This is a genomic window from Kribbella ginsengisoli (genome assembly GCF_039537185.1).
Taxonomy (GTDB): Bacteria; Actinomycetota; Actinomycetes; order Propionibacteriales; family Kribbellaceae; genus Kribbella; species Kribbella koreensis.
The window spans coordinates 119,281-140,910 of record NZ_BAABAA010000007.1; the positions used below are offsets into that span (position 1 = coordinate 119,281).

Sequence of the window (21,630 nt, forward strand, 5' to 3'; positions counted from 1 at the left end):
GGCCCGAAGTCTGCCACCGCGAGAAACGTGGCTGTTTCCAAAGGTTAAGACTCAACCAGTTGTCCCGTAAAGGCCGTCGAACTGCGGCCTTCGCGCCATCTGCCAGGCGTTCTGCGCCCAGGTCCGGACCGGCAGCCGGCCCAGCAGGGCCGGCTCGGACCACGGCGGCTGCGGCCGGCCGGCCAGTTCACTGAGCGCCAGGTAGCGCAGACCGCAGTACTGATCGGCGCGGTCCCAGACCGACTTGGTCATGTCGCCGGCCGTCGGACGGGCCAGCCGTCGCAGGTTGGAAGCACTACGGAGGAAGGCGTCGCGCCGACGGTCCGCGAGTTCGGCGATCCGGGTCTCCTGTACCACGATCTCGTCGTCCGGCGGGTTCTTCGGGGCCCAGGTGTCGAGGTCGAGCTCCACCCAGCAGACGGCCTCGATGAACGCGAGGACCAGAATCCGCCGGTCCTCCGTCAGGCCACCGCCGCTCTCACCGGCCTGCCGGCGCAGCAACCGCAGCTCCCCCTGCTCGCGGCAGATCAGCCGGATCGTCTCGTACAACGGCCGGCCGGCGCTGCCCGGCTCCGGTTCGGGCGGCAGCGCGAGCTGGATGGCATCGATTCCGTTGGGCCGCAGAACGGGGAGTTTGGGGAACCGGCGCCGGAGGTTCGCCGCCGTGACGACCAGCGTGGACCAGGCCGCTCCGTGCTCGCCGGCCGCCCGGTAGGCCATCGCCCGGGCGATCGTCCGCAACTCGGCGCCGAGCATCGCGTCGTACCGGCGGTCGGCGCGCAGCAGGCGCTGAGCAGTCCGCCACTCGCCGATCTCGAGCGCGAGAATCGGATCGGTCACGCCGGTTGCGGAACTCATGGCGCACCTGCTCTCGTCAAACGACCCGCCGGATGGGCTGCCCGATCCTCTCGCCTCAGACGATCGGTGGCCCTGGCCACTCCGCTCTACCTACCGTGCGGAGTAGCTTCGGTTGGCTACACGCTGAACTTCAGTACTTACGGTAGAACTACACCTGAGCCCTGTCCATATCAGGCGCGTTGCTTACATAATGTTTACGTTGCACTACCCGCGGTGGAGGTTGCGCTTCAAACGGCCGCTTTCCGGGCCGACCAGACCGCAACCGGTTGGCCAAGGCAACACATGACTTCAGGTAGTAGGAAGTGCTACGAGTATTTTCAGGTGTAGATGGGTGTAGCATCCCGTTTCAAGTGGTCCGCGCAGCATCCGCGGGCATGGACATACAGGAGTGAGAGTGGCCCCTTCTCCGGAGGCCGTACGACTCGCCAAGCGGTTGCGGGGCCTGCGCGACTCCCAGGACGTCACGCTGACCCAGTCGCAGCTGGCGAAGGCGCTCAGCCATGACGTCCGGGTGGCGGTGGCGACGATCAGCTCCTGGGAGTCGCTGACCAACCCGAAGCTGCCGCCGGCCGACCGGTTGCGCTCCTACGCATTGCTCTTCTGCACTGATCGCCACAACGCCGACGGCACTCCCAAGATGACGGCCGAGCGCGACCTGACCGCCGACGAACGAGGACGGTTCGAGGAACTTCACGAAGAGTTGCTCGGGCTGCGTGACGCCGCCTCCCGGCTCCAGGGGACCGCCACCGGTTCCTCCGGGAGCGGCTCCTACACCTGGGACTTCGAGAACGGGCCGATCACGATCATCTGCCCGGAGGCGCCGACCGACGAGCGCCCGGACCTGGCCAACGAGAAGGATCCGAACTACACCCGGATGTATCGCTACGCCGATCTCGACGCGCTGATGGAGTTGTGGGGGCACGTGCGCGCGTCGAATCCCGAGCTGCCGATCACCCACCGGCTGCCGTCGGAGGTCAAGGCCGACGACATGTCCGGCCACCTCGTGGTGCTCGGCGGCATCGGCTGGAACCACGTGACCAAGCGGCTGCTGAAGACGTTGCGGGAGATGCCGATCTCCCAGTTCGAGGTCTCCGACCTGAAGACCGGCGAGATCTTCAAGGCCAGTGACGTCGGCGGCCAGGAGTTCCGGCCGGTCTTCGAAGACGGCGACGACGGGCCCGAACTGGTCGAGGACGTCGCGCTGCTGACCCGGTTGCGCAATCCGTTCAACAGCAACCGCACCATCACCATCTGCAACGGGATCCACAGCCGCGGCGTACTGGGCGCCGTCCGGACACTGACCGACATCGCCGTCCGCGAGCGCAACGAGGCCTACCTGTCCAAGCACTTCCCGGACGGCCTGTTCGCGATGCTGCTCAGGGTGCCGGTGGTCAACGGCGAAGCGATCTCTCCCGACCTGGAAATCCCCGAGAACCGGCTCTACCAGTGGGAGCCTGACCACAAGGTGACGAAAGAATGAGCCGGTTCAATCATCAGCAGTCGCACGCGTCACTCCTGAGCGACGTGTCCCGGGGCTCTGTCCCGTTCACCCGCAGCGGTCTCGACGCGATCGTCGTCCCGGCCGCGCGTGCCTCCTTGCCCCAGCATCTGATCACCCTCGCGGCGGCGCTCTCGGTACCGCTGGTCGTGCTCTGCAGCCACCAGGCACAGATCGAGGGTGTCGCCAAGCGGGTGCGGAACACGTTCGGCGCCCGCGGCCTGATCATCGACGTGCCCGCCGGCTACCCGCAGTCCTGGCAGCCGCTGACGTCGGCATCGGCCTTCCAGACGGTCAGCGCCGGCCGGTCGAGCGATCTCAGCGTCAAGCGCAACATCGGGCTGCGGCTGGCCCGGATGCGCGGCTGGAAGAAGATCCTGTTCGTCGACGACGACATCTTCCAGCTCAAAGCCCAGCAGCTGGACCGGTTGGCCGCCCAGCTCGACCGGCATCCGGTCGCGGCGATGGCCAGCCGGGAGTTCCCGGACAACTCGGTGGTGTGCCACGCCCGGCGGCTGGCCAAGTTCCGGCAGGACGTCTTCGTCAGCGGCGCCGTGCTCGGGGTCAACACCCAGCATTCCGAGATGTCGTTCTTCCCCGATGTCTACAACGAGGACTGGTTCTTCTTCTCCAGGCACGCGGCCGAGCGCTCGCTGCCCAAGGTCGGCGAGGTCCGCCAGCAGGAGTACCAGCCGTTCGCCGACCCGTGGCGGGCCAGGCGGGAGGAGTTCGGCGACCTGCTCGCCGAGGGCATGTACACGTTGTTCGAGAGTCAGCACGGCCTGAACTTCAAGGACCAGCTGCGCGCCGCGGCGAGTTCACGCTTCTGGCAGCAGGTCAAGGATGGCCGCGAGTTCGTCATCCAGGAGACCACGGACCGGCTGACCTCCCTGCAGAACAAGGGCCGTACGGTCGACACCTGGCGGATCGCCGAGGCGCTGGAGTCGCTGGCTGCCGCCGGGGACCAGCTGCAGCGGATCTCCCCCGACGTCTGCGTCGAGTTCATCGCCAGCTGGCGCGAGGACGAGAGCCGCTGGAAGTCGGCGCTGGCCGCCGACGGGACGTCGCTGACCGAGCGCGACGCTCTCGACCGGCTCGAGCTGACGAACTGGATCTCCTGCGGTTACGGGCGCCGGGACGGCTACGGGATCGACACCGCGCTGCGCCGGAACCGGACCTCCGTCCGGCCGGAGGAGTCGGTGAGCTGCTGACGTTCGCCGGTGGGCTGGAAGCCCAGGCGTTCGTAGGCCTCCAGAGCCTCGGCGTTGTGGTCGAGGACCCACAACAGCCAGTTGTGCACGTCCGGCTCGAGCTCGGTCAGGTAGAGCAGGAGTGCTCGCATCACGCCGGTACGCCGGTGGCGCGGCTCGACCCAGACGGCTTCGAGGTGGCGCTCGTCGGGTGGCCGGCCCTCGACGCGCAGCGACCGGGCCAGGCCGATGATCCGGCGGCCGTTGCGCAGGACGACCCAGAGGGCGTCCGCGAAGGAACGGCGCCAGGACGCCTCGGTCCAGGAGGCCTCGGTCTCGTAGCTGGAGATGTAGGCCCCGGGCGAGTCCTTGAGGGCTTGCAGCCGGACGTCCCGCAATAGCTTCCAGTCGTCCGCGGCGAGCACCTGGAACTCCAAGGCCGACCCCCTCCGTGCGTCTCCGCACCGTCGACAGCGCATGACAAAAACTGTGACAGCACCGCAGTGAGTGTGTCCGCGATCGCGGTGTGTCAAACAGCCGTGACACAAATCCAACGTTTGCCGGACACCGCCTAGGCTGGCAACGTGCCCAGAAAACTTCGTGCGGATCAGCAGGCCGAGCTTTACGTCGTGGATGTCGTGACATTTGAGTCGAGGTTGGTGTTCGCCTCCTCGACGTTGTTGTTCGAGGCGCCCAACTGGGTCGGTGATCGGCTGGTCGTCAACGGGGACGGTGGGTTGTTCGCCGTACCGGCCGGTGGTGGCGAGCTCGAGCCGATCGAGCTCGGCGGCGTACCGGAGATCAACAACGATCATGTCGTCAGCCCGGATGCATCCACCGTCTATGTATCGGCGGAGGACGGGCACCTGTACGCCGTACCGCTCGCCGGCGGAATCGGCCGGCGGGTGAGCAACGAGCATGGTGTTCACCATTATCTGCATGGGATTTCGCCCGATGGCGAGCGGCTGGCCTATATCGGGCTGGAGAACCGGGACGGGCGCCGGATCACCAATGTGTACACGGTTCCCGCGGCCGGTGGGGTCGATGTGCAGATCACCGATGACGAGTTCGCGGACGACGGAGCGGAGTACGGGCCTGATGGAGAGTGGATCTACTTCAACTCCGAGCGGGCCGGACAGGCGCAGTTGTTCCGGATCAAGGGTGGGGTCGTCGAGCAGCTGACCTCCGACGAGCGGGTGAACTGGTTCCCGCATCCGTCGCCGGACGGCTCGCTGGTCGCGTACGTGAGCTTCCCGCCAGGGACCGAAGGACATCCTGCCGATGTCGAGGACGTCCGGGTGCGGTTGCTCGAGACAAGCGGCCGGATCCGCGAGGTGGCAACGGTTTTCGGCGGCCAGGGCACGATGAACGTCCCGAGCTGGTCACCGGACGGCCAGTACTTCGCCTACGTCGCCTACCCGATCAGCTAGACCGCTGCCGGTACTCTGTCGGCGTCAGGCCGGACAACGCGCGGAAGCGGCGGGCGAAGTACGTGGGATCGGGCCAGCCGACTTCGGCGCCGATGCGGGCGATCGGGAGCTCTGTGTTGGCGAGGAGAGCTGCTGCGCGTTCTGCTCGGAGGCGGGCCAGGTAGTCGAGTGGCGAGAGGCCGGTCGACTTGCGGAAGATCCGGCCGAGGTACGCGGCGTCGAGCGTGACAGCGGCGGCCAGATCGTCCAATCGCCAGGCGTTGGCGGGGTCCGCCTCGATCAGGGCGAGGCAGGTCGCAACGGCCGGATGCCGTTTGAACGTTGCTACCGGCGTGCGTGCATCCGCGAGAATGCCCAGCACAGTGGCCAGGTGACCCAGTAGTCGACCGAATGCAGCAGTACCCCTCAGATGTCCTTCCAGGGCAGCGATTGCGGCAATCGCATCACTGGCGGCGCCTGGGTCAACAGCAGTGACATGTACGCCGTACGAGCCGGGCGCCGACGGATCCGTCCACAGCAAACGCCGGTACTCCGGGAACTCGCGCAGCCCGGCCAATTCGGCATGCAGCGCCCGAGTGGAGACGCAGCAGTTGGCCACTGTGAGCTCCTTGCAACCAGTGAAGGCGTGCCAGGCACCCGGACGGAGCACGATGACATCGCCGTGCTGGAGTGGGCGTTCGCCACTACTGGTGAGGTGCCGCCCCTCCCCGGGGCCGACGACGGCCAGCTCCACGAAGTCGTGAGTGTGGGCGGCAACGCCGTCGCTCAACGTGTGTACTGCGCCCAGGACCGAGCTGCCGGCGAACAGCGCGTGCTCGTGGAGAGTCTCGGGCATGTCGGGATCGTACGAGCGTTGGCCGGGATCCGCCTAGGCGTCGGGGGTAGCCGCTGGCCACGCTGGAGTCATGAGTGAGCTGAGCGATGAAGTTGTTGCGGAGTACCGGCAGAACGGGTTCGTCCGAGTACCGGGGATCCTGGGTCCGGAGGAGGTCGAGCGCTTCCGGGAGGCGGCGACGGCGTACCTGGACAAGCATCGGAGCGAGAGTCTCGAGAAGGGCGGGGTGTTCGCGCAGCTGGTGAACGTCTGGCAGCACGACGCGATCGGACGGGAGCTCACGCTGCATCCAGCGGTGGCTCGGGTGGCGGAGCGGCTGGCCGGCATACCGGTTCGGGTGTGGCATGACCAACTGTTGGTGAAGGAGCCGCACAACAATGCGGCGACCGAGTTCCACCAGGACAGGCCCTACTGGCCGCATGCGAACGACCGGCACTCGCTGTCGGCGTGGATCGCTTTGGTGGACGTACCACCTGAGCGGGGCTGTATGACCTTCCTCCCGGGCAGTCATCACCAGACCACGCTGCAACCCCAGAACCTGCATGACGAGGACGACCTCTTCCAGCTGGCTCCTGCGCTGCGCTGGATCCCTCGCGTCACTGTTCCCTTGCGGGCAGGCGACTGCACGTTCCACAACAGCTACACCGGCCACATGGCACTCCCCAACCGCACCGACCTGGCACGCCTGGCCCACGTGACCATCTACATGGACGAAGCCACTCAGTACAACGGGCGTCCCCACCCGGTCACGGACTCTCTCAACCTGAAGCCTGGCGACCCGCTCGACGGCGACGCCTTTCCCCAACCGCACTGAATGCCGGTGGCCCCCATCGACATGGGGGCCACCGGCAACGAGCCTCAGGCGGCGGCTGCTGCCTCGGTGAGCTGCTCAGCGGTCGGCTGGAGTTGCGGCGATGCCAGCGTCAGCAGGACATTGGCCACTGCGAATCCGGCGGCCACCAACAGTCCGCGCTGGAAGCCGTCGACCAAGGCCTGCTGCTGCGGGACTCCGCTGGCCAGCGCGTCCGTAGTACGGGTGATGGACAGGGTGGTGACGATCGCCAGGCCCAGGGCGCCGCCGACCTGGTACATCGCGCTCACCACACCCGACGCGGCGCCGGCCTCGTGGTGCTCGACCTCGGAGACCGCGGTGATCTGTCCAGGTACGCCGACCCCCAGGATGCCGAAGCCGAAGATGATGAAGCCCGGCAGTAGGTGGCCGGCGTAGCTGTCGGTCGCGCCGGCCTGGGAGAGCAACAGCAGACCGGCGAAGCTGAGTACCGCGCCGCCCAGTTGCACAGTGCGGGTGCCGAGCTTCTGGACGAGCTGGGAAGCGAGCACCGCGCCGACGATCGCCGCGCCACCCATCGGCAGGAAGTGCAGGCCGGCCTCGAGCGCGGAGTCGCCACGGACCTGCTGCAGGTAGATGGCGGTCAGGAAGAACATCGACAGGAAGCCCGCGCCGTTCAGCGCCAGTGCACCACTCGAGACGCTCAGGGCCCGCGACCGGAACAGCCGCAGCGGGACCAGCGGCGCCTTCGACCGGCGCTCGACCATCACGAAGGCGGCGAGCAGGACCACACCCGCGACGAGGAAGGTGACGACCTCGCCCGAACCCCACCCCTTCGGCTCGGACCGTACGACGGCGTAGACGACAGCCAGCAGACCCGCGGTACCCAGTACTGCGCCCGCGGTGTCGAAGGCGCGGTTGCCGTTCTCGTTGTGCCGGGTGTCGCGGATGTAGACCGGGATCAGCGCGACGAGCCCGACCACGATCGGCACGTTCACGAAGAACACCCATTGCCAGCTCAGCGAGTCGACCAGCAGGCCGCCGGCCACCACCCCGAGCGTGCCGCCGAGGCCGGCCAGGCCGCCCCAGACGCCCATCGCGATGTTGCGTTCCCGGCCGTGCGCGAAGGTGACGGTCAGGATCGCCAGCGCCGCGGGCGACAGCAACGCACCACCCAGGCCCTGAACCGCACGGGCGCCGATCAGGAACTCGGGCGAGTTGGACAGCCCCGCTACCAGCGAGGCGGCACCGAAGAGCACCAGACCGCCGACGAAGACGCGACGCGGGCCGAGGATGTCAGCCATCCGGCCGCCGAGCAGGAGGAAGCCCCCGAACAGCAGCGTGTAGGCGTTGATGACCCATTGCAGTGAGTCGGCGGAGAAGTTCAGGTCCGCCTGGATGTCGGGCAGCGCGACGTTCACGATCGTCACGTCGAGCACCACGATGAACTGCGCCAGCGCCAGGACCGCCAGCGTCGACCAGGGACTGCGTCGCATTGCGTACCTCACAGGGAGAGTGTCTACGTTGTATGTATACGTTGTATGCGTACTTCGTAAACGGTAGGTCTACGTTGTAAACTTGTCAACGTGCCCCCCACCAGCAGCCCGACCACGAAGCGGCTAGACCCGCACACGCTCGCAACCAGCGCGCTGGAGATCGCCGACGCCGAAGGGCTGGATGCGCTCACCATCCGCCGGCTCGCCCAACTGCACGACGTCACGCCGATGGCGCTCTACCGGCACTTCAGCGACAAGGACGACCTGCTCGCCGCGGTCGGCGACCGGATCCTGGCCGACATCGCGCTACCCGAGCCGACCGGCGAGCCGTGGGACATCCAGCTGCAGGCAGTACTGACCGCGCTGGTGAAGGCGCTCCGGCCGCATCCCAAGGCGGCGGGCCTGACGCTGTACCGGATCCTGGTCTCACCCGACGGGCTCGCGCTCGCCGAGCGGACGATGGAGCTGCTGGTCGAGGGCGGCTTCTCTACCGACAACGCAGCAGAGGTCGGCCGGCAGTCGGTCTGCTCACTGATCACGCTGGTGACAGCGGAGCCCGGCGCGACCGAGGACACCGACCCGGTGGCCCGCGAAGACGGCCTGCGCGCCAAGCGCGCCTCACTCGCCGCCCTCTCCCCCCACCGCTACCCGCTGATCACCGCGGCAGCGGACACCCTGATCTGCCCGGCTTCACACGACCAGTACTACGGCCTCGGCATCGACCTCGTGGTCGCCGGGATCCGCGGCGTCCGCGCGGGCCTGCAGGCCTGACCCCGACACACACCTGCTTGCCTCCCGCCACAAGTCAGCTGTGGGGTCTACGCTCCGAAACGAAGTCAGACCATCACACGGAGGTTTTGTCATGGCGGGCAAGTTCGAGCTGTACGAAGACAAGTCGGGCGGGTTCCGGTTCCGCCTCAAGGCCGGCAACGGCGAGATCATCGCCGTCAGCGAGAGCTACAAGAGCAAGGACAGCGCCCTGAACGGCATCGAGTCCGTCAAGAAGAACGCCGGCGACGCGAAGGTCGACGACCAGACCTCTTGATCAGCTGAGAACACAACGGCAGGAACTCCCCGAAGCGGAGCTCCTGCCGTTGTGTCGTTGTGGAGTCAGAGGCCGAGCTCGTGGATGACCTCGCGGACCTCGACGCCGAGCCCCTCAACGGACGCGTCCGGGATCATCGCGGCCAGCTCCTCGACCCGCTCGCGGGTCGCACAGTCCAGCAGGTAGTACCCGGCGAGGAACTCCTTCGCCTCCAGGAACGGCCCGTCCGTCACGGCCGGCACCCCGTCGCGCACCTTGACCACCGACGTCTTGGCCGGCTCGGCCAGCGCGACCGTGCTGTGGAACTCACCCGAGGCCTGCACCGTCTCGAGGAACTTCTCGTGCCCGCTGAAGATCGCCTGCTGCTCGGCCTCGGTCAACGCGTTCAGCACGTCCGGATTGATGTTCAGCACAACGAGATATTTCACGATCTCTCCTTCGCGATCGGCTCCCCGCTGGGAACCTCTTGTCATCAGTACGGAGCGGCCCCCGCCACTTTGACATAGCGTCTGGTCATGACTGAGCTGACTCTCGCGGATGTCCAGGCAGCGGCGGGCCGGATCAAGGGATTCGCGCACCGGACGCCGGTGCTCACCTCGCGCACGCTGAACGAGCGGGTCGGCGCGGAGGTGTTCCTCAAGGCGGAGAACTTCCAGCGGATCGGGGCGTTCAAGTTCCGCGGCGCCTTCAACGCGATCAGCCGGCTCTCGCCCGAGCAGCTGGCCCGCGGTGTCGTGGCGTACTCGTCCGGAAATCACGCCCAAGCCGTCGCACTGGCCGCCAAGCTGGCCGGTACGAAGGCAGTGAACCTGATGCCGAAGGACGCGCCGCCGACCAAGATGGCGGCCACCCGCGGATACGGCGCCGAGGTGGTGACGTACGACCGGTACGGGCAGGACCGGGCAGCCCTGGCCAGGCAGCTGTCCGAGGAGCGCGGGCTGACCCTGATTCCGCCGTACGACCACTACGACGTGATGGCCGGCCAGGGCACGGTCGCCCTGGAGCTGATCGAGGAGGTCGGCCCGATCGGTGCCCTGCTGGTACCGATCGGAGGCGGCGGCCTGATCGCGGGGTGCGCGACGGCGGCGACCGAGTTGTCGCCGGGCATCCGGGTAATAGGTGTGGAGCCGGCGGCGGGCGACGACACCGCCCGGTCGCTGGCAGCGGGTGAGCGGGTCGAGATCGAAGTACCGCGGACGATCGCCGACGGCCAGGCCATCTCCACGCCGGGCGAACTGACCTTCCCGGTCGTCCAGCGGCTGGTGGACGGGATCGAGCTGGTCAGCGACGACGAGATCCGGGCCGCGATGACGTTCGCCTTCGAGCGGCTGAAAGTGGTCGTCGAGCCGAGCGGCGCCTGCGCGCTGGCGGCCTTGCTGGCCGGACGGATCCAGAACCTGCCCGAGTGCGTCGGAGTGGTGATTTCAGGCGGGAACGTGGGCCTCGAGCGGTGGTTCGAGCTGCTCGGAAAGCACTGAGCCAAGGGGGGCCTGAGCACGCACTGTGCTCGTTGTCACAGAAAGCGACTTCGCGATGTGACCGGGGTCACACAAATGTGCTGTGCGGCCGCCTGAGACACGCTCAGACGCGCTCAGGACACCTGATGTTCACCCCGGATCGTTGAGCCGTCAGAGAGCCGTACAGGGCCTTTCCAGAGGGTCTCTGCGCATCTGAGGGTTTGCGTCGTGATCGTTCTGTTATACAGTCGTCGGCGGTTCGACAAATGCGCCGAACTGCGAGTGTGTCAACGCCGAGTCCTGCCAGGCACACCCGCTCCCCTCGAACACCACATGGCAGGAGTGGGGGACCCAGGAAGTTGGGTCCCGACCGTGAGTGGTCGGGTCCCTGGGGTGAAGTCCGCGGGAGCGGACCGGGCTATTGACTCTCAGCCCGAACCCGACAGCTAACTTCACAGGCGTCGGGAGACAACCATGCCCGTCACTGCCCGACGGACAGCGCTTCATGGCGCCGTCAGTCAGTCCAGCGATGCCAGTACCCGGCCCACCGGCCGCGGGTTGGCAAAGCACCGCAAGTCCAGCAAGTCCGCGGCCGCCCCTCGGGCCGCAGCGGCCGTCCTCTCGGTCGGTCTCGCCGTCGGTGGTGGAGCCGCGATCAGCGTGGTCACCGCTCCGCAGACCGCCTCGGCAGCAACCACCGCGAAGCTCACCGCCGGCCAGATCCGCGGCAACGCGAGCATCGCCAGTCGCCCCCTGATTCGCTTCCGCGACTCGGGCAAAACCGTCAAATACGTGCAGAAGACTCTGCGCCTGCGCCAGGACGGCTGGTTCGGCAACAGCACCGTCGGCGCTCTGAAGAAGTTCCAGCGCTCCTGGGGCCTCAGCGCCACCGGCTACATGAACAAGCCGACCTGGGGCCGGCTGACCTGGGCCGCCAACCACGGCGTGCTCTACGGCAAGGTCGGCACCAAGGCCGCCAGCACCACGACCTTCCGCGCGAAGGTCCTGCGCGAGGCCGCGAAGCTCAAGGGCACCCCGTACCGCTACGGCGGCACGTCGACCAAGGGCTTCGACTGCTCCGGCTACACCGGCTACGTCTACAAGAAGGCCGGCAAGAAGCTGCCCCGCACGTCGCGCCAGCAGTACAGCGCCACGAAGCACATCAGCAAGGCGACCGCGAAGGCCGGCGACCTGGTGTTCTTCAAGAGCGGTGGCGGCGGCGTGTACCACGTCGGCATCTACGCCGGCGGCGGCATGCTGTGGCACGCCTCGAAGCCGGGCAAGCCGGTGGCCAAGGCGAAGATCTGGACCAGCAGCGTGGCCTTCGGCCGCGTCTGAGGATCCAACCCGTCAGCGGCACTGACTCCCCCCTCGGGCCGCTGACCTGACAACCGGTCGTGGCGTCGTCACCCCCCACCCCTCCGACGACGCCCGGCCGGTTGTCCACTTTCTAGGTATCGAGCAATCCCGCGTCGTGGGCGAGGATCGCCACCTGGACCCGGTTGGTGGCGTCCAGCTTCACCAGCACCCGCGAGACATGTGCCTTCACGGTCGCCTCGCTCATGAACAGCTCCCGGCCGATGTCCGCGTTCGACAACCCACGCGCGACCGCCGCCAGTACTTCGCGCTCCCGATCGGTGAGCGCGGTCAGCCGTTCCCGCGCGGTCCGCTGCCGGTCGGTCCGCGGATCCGCCGCGAAGTGCCCGATCAGCCGCTTCGTCACGGCCGGCGAGAGCATCGCGTCGCCGGCCGCCACCACCCGGACCGCCTGGACCAGCTCACGCGGAGGCGTGTCCTTGAGCAGGAACCCACTCGCCCCCGCCTGCAGCGCCCGGAACACGTAGTCGTCCAGGTCGAAGGTGGTCAGTACGACGACCTTCGGCGGATCCGGCAAGGCCTGGACCTCCCGGGTCGCGGCCAGCCCGTCCAGCCGTGGCATCCGGATGTCCATCAGGACGACGTCCGGCCGGTGCCGGCGGACCATCGCGGCCGCGTCCGCGCCGTCATCGGCCTCCGCGACCACCTCGAGATCGTCGGCCGACTCCAGGATCATCTTCAGCCCGGCCCGGACCAGCGCCTCGTCGTCCACGATCAACAGCCGCGTCATCGCTCTCCCTCTTTGCCATCGGGCTCTGCAATCTCTGACCCCACCCCGCCACCCCGGTCAGTAGGGCAACCAGGCTTCCACGCGCCACCCACCGTCCTGAGTAGGTCCGGCGTCGAGACGCCCACCGGACAGCGTCACGCGCTCGCGCAGCCCGACGAGCCCCGCGCCGGAGCCGGGCAACAGTGAATCAGCCGCCACCGGCCGGACGTTCGTCACCCGCACATTGACCCCGGTCCCGGGCGCGCCTTCCACCAGTACCTCGGTATGGACCCCGCGCGCATGCTTGTGCACATTCGTCAGCGCCTCCTGGACGACCCGGTAGACCGTCCGCCCGACCAGAGCCGGCACGTCGTCCGGCAGCGTCAATGAGCTCGTCACCTGGACGCCGGCCGCGCGGGACGCCTGCACCAACCGCTCCAGGTCGGCGGCACGTGGTACCGGAGCGAGGTCGGCGCCGTTCTGGCTCACGTCGGTCCGCAGGACGCCGAGCACCTCGCGCAGGTCCTCCATCGCCTGCCGGGCGGTCTCGCGGATCAGCCCGGCCGAGCTCTCCACCTTGTCCGGGCCAACCGCTGGGTTCACCTCGAGGCCGCCGGCGTGGAGCGCGATCAGCGAGACCTTGTGGGCCAGTACGTCGTGCATCTCCTGCGCGATCCGGGCCCGCTCGCCCAGCCGCGCCTGCTCGGCTCTCAGTTCGCGCTCGGCCTCCGCACGCTCGGCCCGGTCCCGCAGCGACACCATCAGGTCCCGCCGGGCGCCGACGTAGGCACCGACCGCCACCCAGGCGCCGATCAGGAAGGGGCCGGTGAAGATCGGAACCCAGAGGTCGCCGTTCGACGGGCGGTTCTGGAGGATGTAGGCGACGTACGCCGCGAAGGTGAGAACGGCCAGCGCCAGGTCTCGCCGGCGGATGGCCAGCGTCAGCAGGGCCAGCCCGACCGGCATGAAGATCCCGGCCGAGCCGAGCGCGACCACCGCGATGACGGTGACGGTGACCGGGTACTTGCGGCGCCACCACAGGGCCAGCGACGCGACGATGCCGACGCCGAGCACCATCCAGTCGCCGGTGTGCCAGCCGGGTTTGCCGGAGGACGCCTGCGCGACGATCGTGAGCAGGCTGAACGCGACGTACAGGACGTCCCGGATGCGCGGGGCGCGCCGGATGAACCAGGCGTACCAGCGCCGCAACCGTTGCATTGAGTCAGCGTAGTCGCGGCACGTCAGGACTTACGTCCCTCTTCCGTTGATGCCTGGTGTCCCCCATCGGGTGGGGGTCCGCCGCGTTCCGGGCGACTTAAGTAGGGGGTGACCGCAGACGGTCGGTCGATGTGGCGAGGGGGGTCCGGCCGGAAGAGTAAGGGGCATGATCACAGTCGAGAACCTCAGCAAGCGCTACGGCCACCACGCGGCGGTCAGCGACGTCTCCTTCACGGTCGAGCCGGGCAGCATCACCGGCTTCCTCGGCCCGAACGGCGCCGGCAAGTCGACCACGCTGCGCATGCTGACGGGGCTCACCCCGCCCAGCTCGGGCCGCGCCACCATCGCCGGCAAGAAGTACGCCGACCTGCCCAACCCCGGGCGCGTCGTCGGTGTCATGCTCGACGCGGCGGCCCAGCACCCCGGCCGGACCGGTCGCGAGACGCTGCTGCTCAACGCGTCTCTGCTCGGCGTACCGAACAGCCGGGCGGACGAGATGCTGGAGGCTGTCGGGCTCACGGGGGCCGCGAAGCGCCGGGTCGGTCAGTACTCGCTGGGGATGCGGCAGCGGCTCGGCATCGCCGCAGCGCTGCTCGGCGACCCCGCCGCGCTGATCCTGGACGAGCCGGCCAACGGTATGGACCCTGAGGGCATCCGCTGGATGCGTGGACTGCTGCAGGACTTCGCCTCCCGCGGCGGCACGGTGATCCTGTCCAGCCACCTGCTGGGCGAGGTCCAGGCGACCGTCGACCGGCTGGTCGTGATCGGCGGCGGCAAGATCGTCGCGAACGGCTCCCTGGAGGAACTGCTGGCCGGTAGCGGCACGCTCGTCCGCGGTCTCGACCCGATCGGCCTGAACGAGGCCCTGACCGCCGCCGGACTCAACCTCGAGCCCCTGTACGACGGCGCGCTGCGCGTCGACGCAACCGCCGAGCAGGTCGGCCGCGCGGCGGCTGCCGCCGGCCAGGTCCTGATCGAACTGCGCGAGAGCGACGGCGCCGGCCTGGAGGAGCTGTTCTTCCAGCTCACCAGCCCCACCGCCGCAGCTGCCTGATCACCCGAAGCTCAGCCCGTCCGCTTTCCTTCCTTCCCTTTGTCTTTCAGGAGTACAAACATCATGGCTGTCACCGAAATCTCTTCGCCGGCTGTCGCGGCCGCTCCGGGCAAGCACCGGGCCGCCGTCGCCACCTCGCTGCCGCCCGCGCGCGGCCAGTCCTTCGTCAAGCTCGTCACGATCGAGCTGCGCAAGTCGGTCAACACCCGCAGTGGCCGGTTCCTGATCCTGGGCATCCTGGCCCTGGCCGTCGCCGCGCTGACCTGGCAGCTCACCCACCTGAACGACGGAGTCCAGCGCTTCGACGGCTACCTGGCCGCGGCGTCGACAGGGGTCATGCTGATCCTGCCGGTGATCGGCGTGATGGCGATGACGAGTGAGTGGACCCAGCGGACCGCGCTGACCACGTTCACGCTGTCGCCGCGCCGGATCCGGGTCCAGTTCGCCAAGTTCATCTCCGCGATCGTACTGAGCGCCGTCGTACTGAGCGTGACCGCGGCGATGGCCCTGGCTGCCACGGCCATCGGTGGCGCCATCGACGGCGCCGGGGCCTCGTACGCCGGGATCGGCGGCGCGCTGGCCGGCGCCTACCTGTCGACCGCGCTGAACGTCGTGATGGGCGCCGCCTTCGGCGCGGTGATCGCCCAGACCGCCGTCGCGATCCTGGTCTTCTTCGTCGCCCCGACCGCCTGGGCCCTGGCCGGACCTGCCCTGTTCAAGGACAACGCGAACTGGCTGGACGTGTTCGGCGCCTTCGGCCGGATCGCCGAGCGCGACCTGCACGGGATGGTGCCCGAGACGCTCACCGCGATCGGGGTCTGGGTCGTCCTGCCGACGATCGTCGGACTGTGGGCAAGCTCACGTCGCGAGGTGAAGTAACCCCGCTGAGGGGTCGAGAACGCGGGAGGCCTGACCGGTTTGAGGGGACCGGGCAGGCCTCCCGGCACGTGATCGGACCTCTTCGGGGGTCCAGTCAGGGGGCGGTGCGTGTGTCGGACACCGGCTCCGGGTAACCTGTAACCACGATTACTGACGACTGATCCGTGGGCGCCACGCTGCGTACCCGGTTGACTTGTGCGAGGGGGTCGACGCTATGGGGCGCGGCCGTGCAAAGGCCAAGCAGACGAAGGTCGCACGCGACCTGAAGTACCGCACCTGGGACACCGACTTGGACCAGCTCAAGAAAGAGCTGTCCGGCGGGGACGAGGGTGGTACCTCTGCGAACGGCAACAACGACACAGACGTCGGCGATGACGCCGACGACTACCACCCCCGTCGGTAAAGCCGCAGCAGCACTCTGACCTGTCCAGCGCCTCAGGGCGCTCGGACAGGTCGACTGTGCTTGGCCGACGTAGTTCCACCACACGGCAGGACAGGTCCTTCGAGCCTGCCCTTCCGACGCGTTGAGGTCCGGGGCGTTTCCCCGATGCCCACTGAGCAGTCCGGGCACCGGAGAAACGTCCCGGCACGAGCCGTCAGCACTGCGGGCTGCCTTCCGCTGGTGGCGTCCGTGGACGCCGGCAGCGGTTCGACAGTGCGTCAGCTCGCGTAGTCACCCTGTAGCTCGACGCCTGCCTTGGCATCGGTGGCCGCGCTGACCTCGCCGCAGACCCAGGCGTCGATGTCGCGCTCGGCCAGCGCCGCGATCGCGCGGTCCGCCGCGGCCGGGTCCAGGACGGCGACCATGCCGACACCCATGTTCAGCGTCTTCTCCAGCTCGAGCTGCGGTACGCCGCCCAGCTGCCCGACCAGCCCGAAGATCGGCGCCGGCGTCCAGCTCGACCGGTCGATCCGGACCGCGAGCTCGTCGGGGATGACCCGGGCCAGGTTGGCCGCGAAACCACCACCGGTGATGTGGGACATCGCGTGCAACGGCTTCTCGTCGGAAGCGTTGAGCTCCTGGATCACCTCAAGGCAGTGCTTGGCGTACACGCGCGTCGGGATCAGCAGCGTGTCACCGAGCGTGCCGCCCAGCTCGGGCACCTCGCGGTCGAGCTGCCAGCCGGCCCGGTCGAAGAACACATGCCGGACCAGGCTGTAGCCGTTCGAGTGCAGGCCGGAGGACGCCATCGCGACCACCACGTCACCCGCCCGGACCCGGTCGGCCCCGATCACCTCGTCGGCCTCGACCACCCCGGTCGCGGCGCCGGCAACGTCGTACTCGTCGGCCTCCAGCAGCCCGGGGTGCTCGGCGGTCTCGCCGCCGACGAGCGCGGTACCGGCCTCGACGCAGGCCTCGGCGATGCCCTTGACGATCTGCGCGATCGTCTCCGGGACCACCTTGCCGGTGCAGATGTAGTCGGTCATGAACAGCGGCTCGGCGCCACAGACGACCAGGTCGTCGACGACCATGCCGACCAGGTCGAAGCCGATCGTGTCGTGCCGGTCCATCTTCTGCGCGATCGCGACCTTGGTGCCGACCCCGTCGGTGGAGGTCGCCAGCAACGGCCGCCGGTACGCCGTCAGCGCGCTCGCGTCGAACAGCCCGGCGAAGCCGCCGAGCCCGCCGACCACCTCGGGGCGGGTCGCCTTGGCCACCCATTCCTTCATCAGCTCGACGGCCCGGTCACCGGCCTCGATGTCGACGCCGGCGGCCGCGTAGCTCGCGCCCTCGCTCACTGTGGTTCTCGCTTTCTTGGGGGGCTTGCGGGCCTGATCAGCCGTGGCTTCAGGGCCGGGACAGCGCGTCGGCGGCACCCGCGCCACCGGACACCGTGGCGAGGCCGTCGATGTCGGTGTGCACCGGTACTTCGAGCAGGTGCTTGCCGAGGTGCTCCGGCTCCGGCAGCGCGACCGGGTAGATCCCGTCGAAACAGGCCCGGCAAAGCTTGTCCTTGGGCACCGAGGTGGCCTCGATCAAGCCGTCGAGGCTGACGTAGCCGAGGGAGTCGGCGCCGATCGAACGGCAGATCTCCTCGGTGTTCAGCCCGTTGGCGATCAGCTCGGCCCGGCTGGCGAAGTCGATGCCGTAGAAACACGGCCACTTGACCGGCGGCGACGAGATCCGGACGTGGATCTCCTTGGCGCCGGACTCGCGCAGCATCTTGATCACCGCGCGCTGGGTGTTGCCGCGGACGATCGAGTCGTCGACGACGACCAGGCGCTTGCCCTCGATCACCTCGCGCAGCGGGTTCAGCTTCAGCCGGATGCCCAGCTGGCGGATGGTCTGGCTCGGCTGGATGAAGGTCCGGCCGACGTAGGCGTTCTTGACCAGCCCGGAGCCGTAGGGGATGCCCGACTCCTCGGCGTACCCGATGGCGCCCGGCGTGCCGGACTCCGGGGTGGCGATCACCAGATCGGCCTCGACGGGGTGCTCACGGGCCAACTGGCGGCCGACCTCGACCCGGGTGGTGTGGATCCGCTGGCCGGAGATCTGGGTGTCCGGGCGGGCCAGGTAGACGAACTCGAACAGGCAGCCCTTGGGCTCGGCCTCGGCGAACCGGGTCGAGCGCAGGCCGTCCTCGTCGATCGCGACGATCTCGCCCGGCTCGACCTCACGGATGAAGCTCGCGCCGACGATGTCGAGCGCGGCGGTCTCGCTGGCGATCACCCAGCCCCGCTCCAGCCGGCCCAGCACCAGCGGGCGGATGCCCTGCGGGTCGCGGGCGGCGTACAGGGTGGACTCGTCCATGAAGATCAGGCTGTAGGCGCCCTTGACCTTCGGCAGCACCTTGGCGGCCGCCTGCTCGATGGTCAGGTCCGGGTAGCCGGCCAGCATCGAGGTCAGGATGTCGGTGTCCGAGGACGCGCCGTGCTTGGCGTTGGCCTTGGCGTGCTCGACGTCCAGGTCCAGGCCCAGGTCGAGGTCGTCGCGGCCACCGAGCGTCGCGGCCAGCTCACCGGTGTTGGTGAGGTTGCCGTTGTGCCCGAGCGCGATCGAGCCGGTGGCCGTCGACCGGAACGTCGGCTGGGCGTTCGCCCAGACGCTCGATCCGGTCGTCGAGTACCGGCAGTGCCCGACCGCGATGTACCCCTTCAGCGAGGCGAGAGTCGCCTCGTCGAAGGCCTGGCTGACCAGCCCCATGTCCTTGTAGACCAGGATCTGACTGCCGTTGCTGACCGCGATGCCAGCCGACTCCTGCCCCCGGTGTTGCAGAGCGTAGAGCCCGAAATAGGTGAGTTTGGCGACCTCTTCCCCCGGTGCCCAGACCCCGAAGACGCCACAAGCGTCCTGCGGGCCTAGATCCTGCGGGTCAAGATCATGAGTGAGCCGACCATCGCCACGAGCCACAGGCAGCAGTCTACGGGAACTGCCAGCACACTGCTCCCATGCCACATCCGGGCTCAGCTCCGGCGGTGGCGCTGCCGGAGTTGACCGACAGCGATGCAAACGCCGTGACCAGCACGCCGGCGGCGACTACAGTGAGCCACTTCTTGATCACAAGATGTCCTTTCGAAATAATTGATGAGCCAATCAAGCGTTCATTGTCGACGCGCTCTGTATATGGTCGGTTCCGAACAAGTACCGAAGGAGTGAGTCGTGCTGGAACCGCTGGGTGTCGATGAGACCACCTTTGCGGTCTACCACGCCCTTCTGAGCAACCCGGACAGCACTCCGGCACAGATTTCGGCATTGGTAAAGCTACCTATGGACGAGGTCAGCCGGATCATGGACGAACTCCGGAAACTCGAGCTTCTTGTTCCGACCTGGAGCGACCCGGACGCCGAGCACGCGGTGCACCCACGGGTCGGTCTGTCCGGCCTGGTCGAGCGACGCCGCGCCGAGCTGAACCGGCAGCTCGGCGAGCTCCGGGAGGCGGAGTCGTCGGCCGACGTGATCGCGGAGCAGTACAACGAGTTGCTGACGTCGCGCAGCAGCGCCGACGTCGAGGTTCTCAAGGGCCGCGCGAATGCCACCCGCCGGATCGAGGAGCTCGGCCTGAAGGCCCGGGATTCGTTCTGGGGGATGATCCCCGCGCACATCGACGACACCATCCACCCCGCGGAGACCTCGCCGGACCTGCTGCTGCTGCAACGTGGTGTCCGGCTGCGCACGATCTACCTGCAGAACATGACGGTCTCGAAACCCGGCCTCGACTACGCCGCCACCCTGCACCGGCACGGCGGTGAGGTCAGGGCGACCCCGACCCTGCCGATGCGGCTGCTGATCATCGACCGGGAGCTCGCCATCATGGCGATGGATCCGGAGGACCCGGTGGCCGGCGCCGTCATCCATCGCAGCCCCGGCGTCCTGGCCCTCTCCCTCGCCCTCTTCGACAGCTACTGGTCCCGCGCCTCGGAGCTCTTTTCCCCGGAAGACCGGGACAACAACGACCCCCTCACCCCACACGAAGCCGAGGTGCTCCGCCTATTGGCCGGCGGCGCCAAGGACGAGCAGGTCGCCCGCCTGCTCGGCATCTCGCTGCGCACCGCCCGCCGCATCACCGCCAATCTCTCCGAACGCCTTGACGCCACCTCCCGCTTCGAACTAGGAGTAGCCGCCGCCAAACGCGGCTGGGTTTGACGATGTTCGAGTCGCTTGGCGTCACAGAGCAGACGCTGACCATCTACCGCACCCTCCTGCAGCACCCGCAACTACTCCAGAAGTCCGACGGAGAGCTTCAGACCGCCCTCGCCACTTCCGGAGCGATCACCGAGGCTGAAGCTGTCCGGGAGCTCGTGCGGCTGCGGGATCTCGGGCTCATCGTCCCGCGCTGGAACATCGCGGACCAGGAGTACCCGATCGACCCGGCGGTCGGGTTCGAACGCTTGGCCGCCCGGCAGCGGGAGCGGATCGACGGTCTGGCCGAAACCCTGAAGAACGACGAGACGAACGCCAAGGGATTCACCGCGGACTATCACGAGTTCCTGGCCCAGAAGACGGCTCGCCAGGTCGAACTGTTCGAAGGCAGCGAAGCTGCCTATCAGAGAATGCAGAAGTTTCAGCCGCAGAAATTGTGCTGGGGAATGCTGCCGGCCAGCGGGGTACGCACCCATGAACTCGAGGATTCTCCTGACCGGCCATTTCTCGAACGGGGGATAGACGCCCGGTATTTGCTGACCGAAGCGCATTTGAAGACGCCCGGCGCCCGAGAATACGCACTGTGGAGTATGGGATATGGCGCCAAGGTCCGCACCGTTCCGTCGCTGCCGATGAAACTTGTCATCTTCGACGACGCGGTGGTTTTGGGCATCGACCCCGCCGACCCCTCGGTCGGCGCCGTGGTGCACCACAGCGTGGCGGTCGTGAACCTGGCGCGGGAGTACTACGAGAGCTACTGGCGCCGAGCCGACGACCCGTTCGCCGACGAGCAACGAGACGACGACGGGATCAGCTCGATGGAAGCCGAGCTGCTGCAGTTGCTGGTGCAAGGAGCTACCGATGAGCAGGCGGGGGCTTCGGGGCGGTTTGAGTTGGGGGTTCGGGCGGCTCAGCGGGGGTGGGTTCGGTGAGTTTTGGGCTAGACCAATCCGATAATGAGCGAAGCATTTGATTGAAGAGCGGACTGGACCGGTTCAGATGCACCAGCCGGGTTTGTGGCCGGAAGCTGCCATGGCCTTGTTTTCGCGGCAGAATGGTGCATGGAGCGGCCAGTCGTCGAGCTCCGTCGAAAGGGAGCGGGCCACACCGAGTAGTGGGACGGTCAGCAGCGCGATCGCGGCGAGAACTGCGGGTGAATACACCATACGTTCGGGGATCATGGGCATCGACTGCTTTCGGGCATGGCAATGA

General features: G+C 67.9%; 23 protein-coding genes and 1 riboswitch. Of the genes, 13 read left to right on the top strand and 10 right to left on the bottom strand.

What is annotated here, in order from left to right; all coding sequences use genetic code 11:
- Positions 1-51 precede the first annotated feature (51 nt).
- Positions 52-858 carry a hypothetical protein gene (locus ABD768_RS24060; protein WP_344844260.1) on the bottom strand — a complete coding sequence of 269 codons (807 nt, stop codon included), beginning with the start codon at positions 856-858 and terminating at the stop codon, positions 52-54.
- A 394-nt stretch (positions 859-1,252) separates the two neighbouring features.
- Between ABD768_RS24060 and ABD768_RS24065 the strand changes: the two genes are divergently transcribed.
- Entirely contained in the window at positions 1,253-2,338 is a 1,086-nt protein-coding gene (locus ABD768_RS24065) for a helix-turn-helix domain-containing protein (RefSeq protein ID WP_344844263.1), read from the top strand.
- Positions 2,335-3,567, top strand: coding sequence for a hypothetical protein (locus ABD768_RS24070; RefSeq protein WP_344844265.1), 1,233 nt, complete (start codon positions 2,335-2,337; stop codon positions 3,565-3,567). Before ABD768_RS24065 ends, ABD768_RS24070 begins: the two co-directional genes overlap by 4 nt.
- Here the strand turns inward: ABD768_RS24070 and ABD768_RS24075 are convergent.
- Positions 3,498-3,983: a GNAT family N-acetyltransferase gene (locus ABD768_RS24075; protein WP_343970782.1), complete on the bottom strand. Its 486-nt coding sequence runs from the start codon at positions 3,981-3,983 to the stop codon at positions 3,498-3,500. The two genes, ABD768_RS24070 and ABD768_RS24075, sit on opposite strands and share 70 nt — an antisense overlap.
- Before the next feature lie 147 nt (positions 3,984-4,130).
- On the opposite strand from ABD768_RS24075, the gene ABD768_RS24080 reads away from it, so the two are divergent.
- The gene (locus ABD768_RS24080) at positions 4,131-4,976 is read left to right on the top strand and encodes a TolB family protein (RefSeq protein ID WP_344844267.1); all 846 of its coding nucleotides are present in this window, start codon (positions 4,131-4,133) and stop codon (positions 4,974-4,976) included.
- Here the strand turns inward: ABD768_RS24080 and ABD768_RS24085 are convergent.
- On the bottom strand, positions 4,969-5,811 hold the full coding sequence (locus tag ABD768_RS24085) for an AraC family transcriptional regulator (RefSeq protein ID WP_343970786.1): 843 nt from the start codon (positions 5,809-5,811) through the stop codon (positions 4,969-4,971). The genes ABD768_RS24080 and ABD768_RS24085 overlap by 8 nt on opposite strands.
- Before the next feature lie 70 nt (positions 5,812-5,881).
- On the opposite strand from ABD768_RS24085, the gene ABD768_RS24090 reads away from it, so the two are divergent.
- On the top strand, positions 5,882-6,625 hold the full coding sequence (locus tag ABD768_RS24090) for a phytanoyl-CoA dioxygenase family protein (protein ID WP_344844270.1): 744 nt from the start codon (positions 5,882-5,884) through the stop codon (positions 6,623-6,625).
- Between the two features lie 44 nt (positions 6,626-6,669).
- Here ABD768_RS24090 and ABD768_RS24095 read toward each other — a convergent pair whose 3' ends face one another.
- A complete protein-coding gene (locus tag ABD768_RS24095) occupies positions 6,670-8,097 on the bottom strand; it encodes an MFS transporter (protein ID WP_344844272.1) in 1,428 nt (475 codons plus the stop codon).
- A gap of 90 nt (positions 8,098-8,187) precedes the next feature.
- On the opposite strand from ABD768_RS24095, the gene ABD768_RS24100 reads away from it, so the two are divergent.
- Together ABD768_RS24100 and ABD768_RS24105 are read left to right on the top strand one after the other, a co-directional pair.
- Complete coding sequence (locus ABD768_RS24100; protein ID WP_343970795.1) at positions 8,188-8,868, top strand: TetR/AcrR family transcriptional regulator; 681 nt, start codon at positions 8,188-8,190, stop codon at positions 8,866-8,868.
- A gap of 91 nt (positions 8,869-8,959) precedes the next feature.
- Positions 8,960-9,142, top strand: a complete 183-nt coding sequence (locus ABD768_RS24105) for a YegP family protein (protein ID WP_425552092.1) — start codon at positions 8,960-8,962, stop codon at positions 9,140-9,142.
- Between the two features lie 65 nt (positions 9,143-9,207).
- Here the strand turns inward: ABD768_RS24105 and ABD768_RS24110 are convergent, their stop codons facing one another.
- The gene (locus ABD768_RS24110; protein ID WP_343970798.1) at positions 9,208-9,570 is read right to left on the bottom strand and encodes a YciI family protein; all 363 of its coding nucleotides are present in this window, start codon (positions 9,568-9,570) and stop codon (positions 9,208-9,210) included.
- An 87-nt stretch (positions 9,571-9,657) separates the two neighbouring features.
- Here ABD768_RS24110 and ABD768_RS24115 point away from each other — a divergent pair, with 87 nt between their 5' ends.
- Both ABD768_RS24115 and ABD768_RS24120 read left to right on the top strand, forming a co-directional pair.
- Positions 9,658-10,620 carry a threo-3-hydroxy-L-aspartate ammonia-lyase gene (locus tag ABD768_RS24115; RefSeq protein ID WP_344844276.1) on the top strand — a complete coding sequence of 321 codons (963 nt, stop codon included), beginning with the start codon at positions 9,658-9,660 and terminating at the stop codon, positions 10,618-10,620.
- A gap of 260 nt (positions 10,621-10,880) precedes the next feature.
- Positions 10,881-11,074, top strand: a riboswitch (cyclic di-AMP (ydaO/yuaA leader).
- A complete protein-coding gene (locus tag ABD768_RS24120) occupies positions 11,074-11,937 on the top strand; it encodes a C40 family peptidase (RefSeq protein WP_343970804.1) in 864 nt (287 codons plus the stop codon). It overlaps the preceding riboswitch by 1 nt.
- 112 nt (positions 11,938-12,049) lie before the next feature.
- Here the strand turns inward: ABD768_RS24120 and ABD768_RS24125 are convergent, their stop codons facing one another.
- Complete coding sequence (locus ABD768_RS24125) at positions 12,050-12,706, bottom strand: response regulator (RefSeq protein ID WP_343970807.1); 657 nt, start codon at positions 12,704-12,706, stop codon at positions 12,050-12,052.
- A gap of 57 nt (positions 12,707-12,763) precedes the next feature.
- Entirely contained in the window at positions 12,764-13,903 is a 1,140-nt protein-coding gene (locus ABD768_RS24130) for a sensor histidine kinase (RefSeq protein WP_344844279.1), read from the bottom strand.
- A gap of 166 nt (positions 13,904-14,069) precedes the next feature.
- Between ABD768_RS24130 and ABD768_RS24135 the strand changes: the two genes are divergently transcribed.
- The 3 genes from ABD768_RS24135 (at position 14,070) to ABD768_RS24145 (ending at position 16,239) form a co-directional block, all read left to right on the top strand.
- A complete protein-coding gene (locus tag ABD768_RS24135; RefSeq protein WP_343970813.1) occupies positions 14,070-14,957 on the top strand; it encodes an ABC transporter ATP-binding protein in 888 nt (295 codons plus the stop codon).
- A gap of 63 nt (positions 14,958-15,020) precedes the next feature.
- Positions 15,021-15,836 (top strand): ABC transporter permease, encoded by an 816-nt coding sequence (locus ABD768_RS24140; RefSeq protein ID WP_344844281.1) that lies wholly within the window; start codon positions 15,021-15,023, stop codon positions 15,834-15,836.
- A 214-nt stretch (positions 15,837-16,050) separates the two neighbouring features.
- The gene (locus ABD768_RS24145) at positions 16,051-16,239 is read left to right on the top strand and encodes a DUF3073 domain-containing protein (RefSeq protein ID WP_020389018.1); all 189 of its coding nucleotides are present in this window, start codon (positions 16,051-16,053) and stop codon (positions 16,237-16,239) included.
- 257 nt (positions 16,240-16,496) lie between these two features.
- Here ABD768_RS24145 and purM read toward each other — a convergent pair whose 3' ends face one another.
- A complete protein-coding gene (gene purM, locus ABD768_RS24150) occupies positions 16,497-17,576 on the bottom strand; it encodes a phosphoribosylformylglycinamidine cyclo-ligase (RefSeq protein ID WP_343970819.1) in 1,080 nt (359 codons plus the stop codon).
- A gap of 49 nt (positions 17,577-17,625) precedes the next feature.
- Positions 17,626-19,188 carry an amidophosphoribosyltransferase gene (gene purF / locus ABD768_RS24155; RefSeq protein ID WP_343970822.1) on the bottom strand — a complete coding sequence of 521 codons (1,563 nt, stop codon included), beginning with the start codon at positions 19,186-19,188 and terminating at the stop codon, positions 17,626-17,628.
- Between the two features lie 249 nt (positions 19,189-19,437).
- Here purF and ABD768_RS24160 point away from each other — a divergent pair, with 249 nt between their 5' ends.
- Both ABD768_RS24160 and ABD768_RS24165 read left to right on the top strand, forming a co-directional pair.
- On the top strand, positions 19,438-20,421 hold the full coding sequence (locus ABD768_RS24160; protein ID WP_343970825.1) for a helix-turn-helix transcriptional regulator: 984 nt from the start codon (positions 19,438-19,440) through the stop codon (positions 20,419-20,421).
- Between the two features lie 2 nt (positions 20,422-20,423).
- A complete protein-coding gene (locus ABD768_RS24165; RefSeq protein WP_344844285.1) occupies positions 20,424-21,350 on the top strand; it encodes a hypothetical protein in 927 nt (308 codons plus the stop codon).
- A gap of 63 nt (positions 21,351-21,413) precedes the next feature.
- Here the strand turns inward: ABD768_RS24165 and ABD768_RS24170 are convergent, their stop codons facing one another.
- Positions 21,414-21,599: a hypothetical protein gene (locus ABD768_RS24170; protein ID WP_344844288.1), complete on the bottom strand. Its 186-nt coding sequence runs from the start codon at positions 21,597-21,599 to the stop codon at positions 21,414-21,416.
- Positions 21,600-21,630 lie beyond the last annotated feature (31 nt).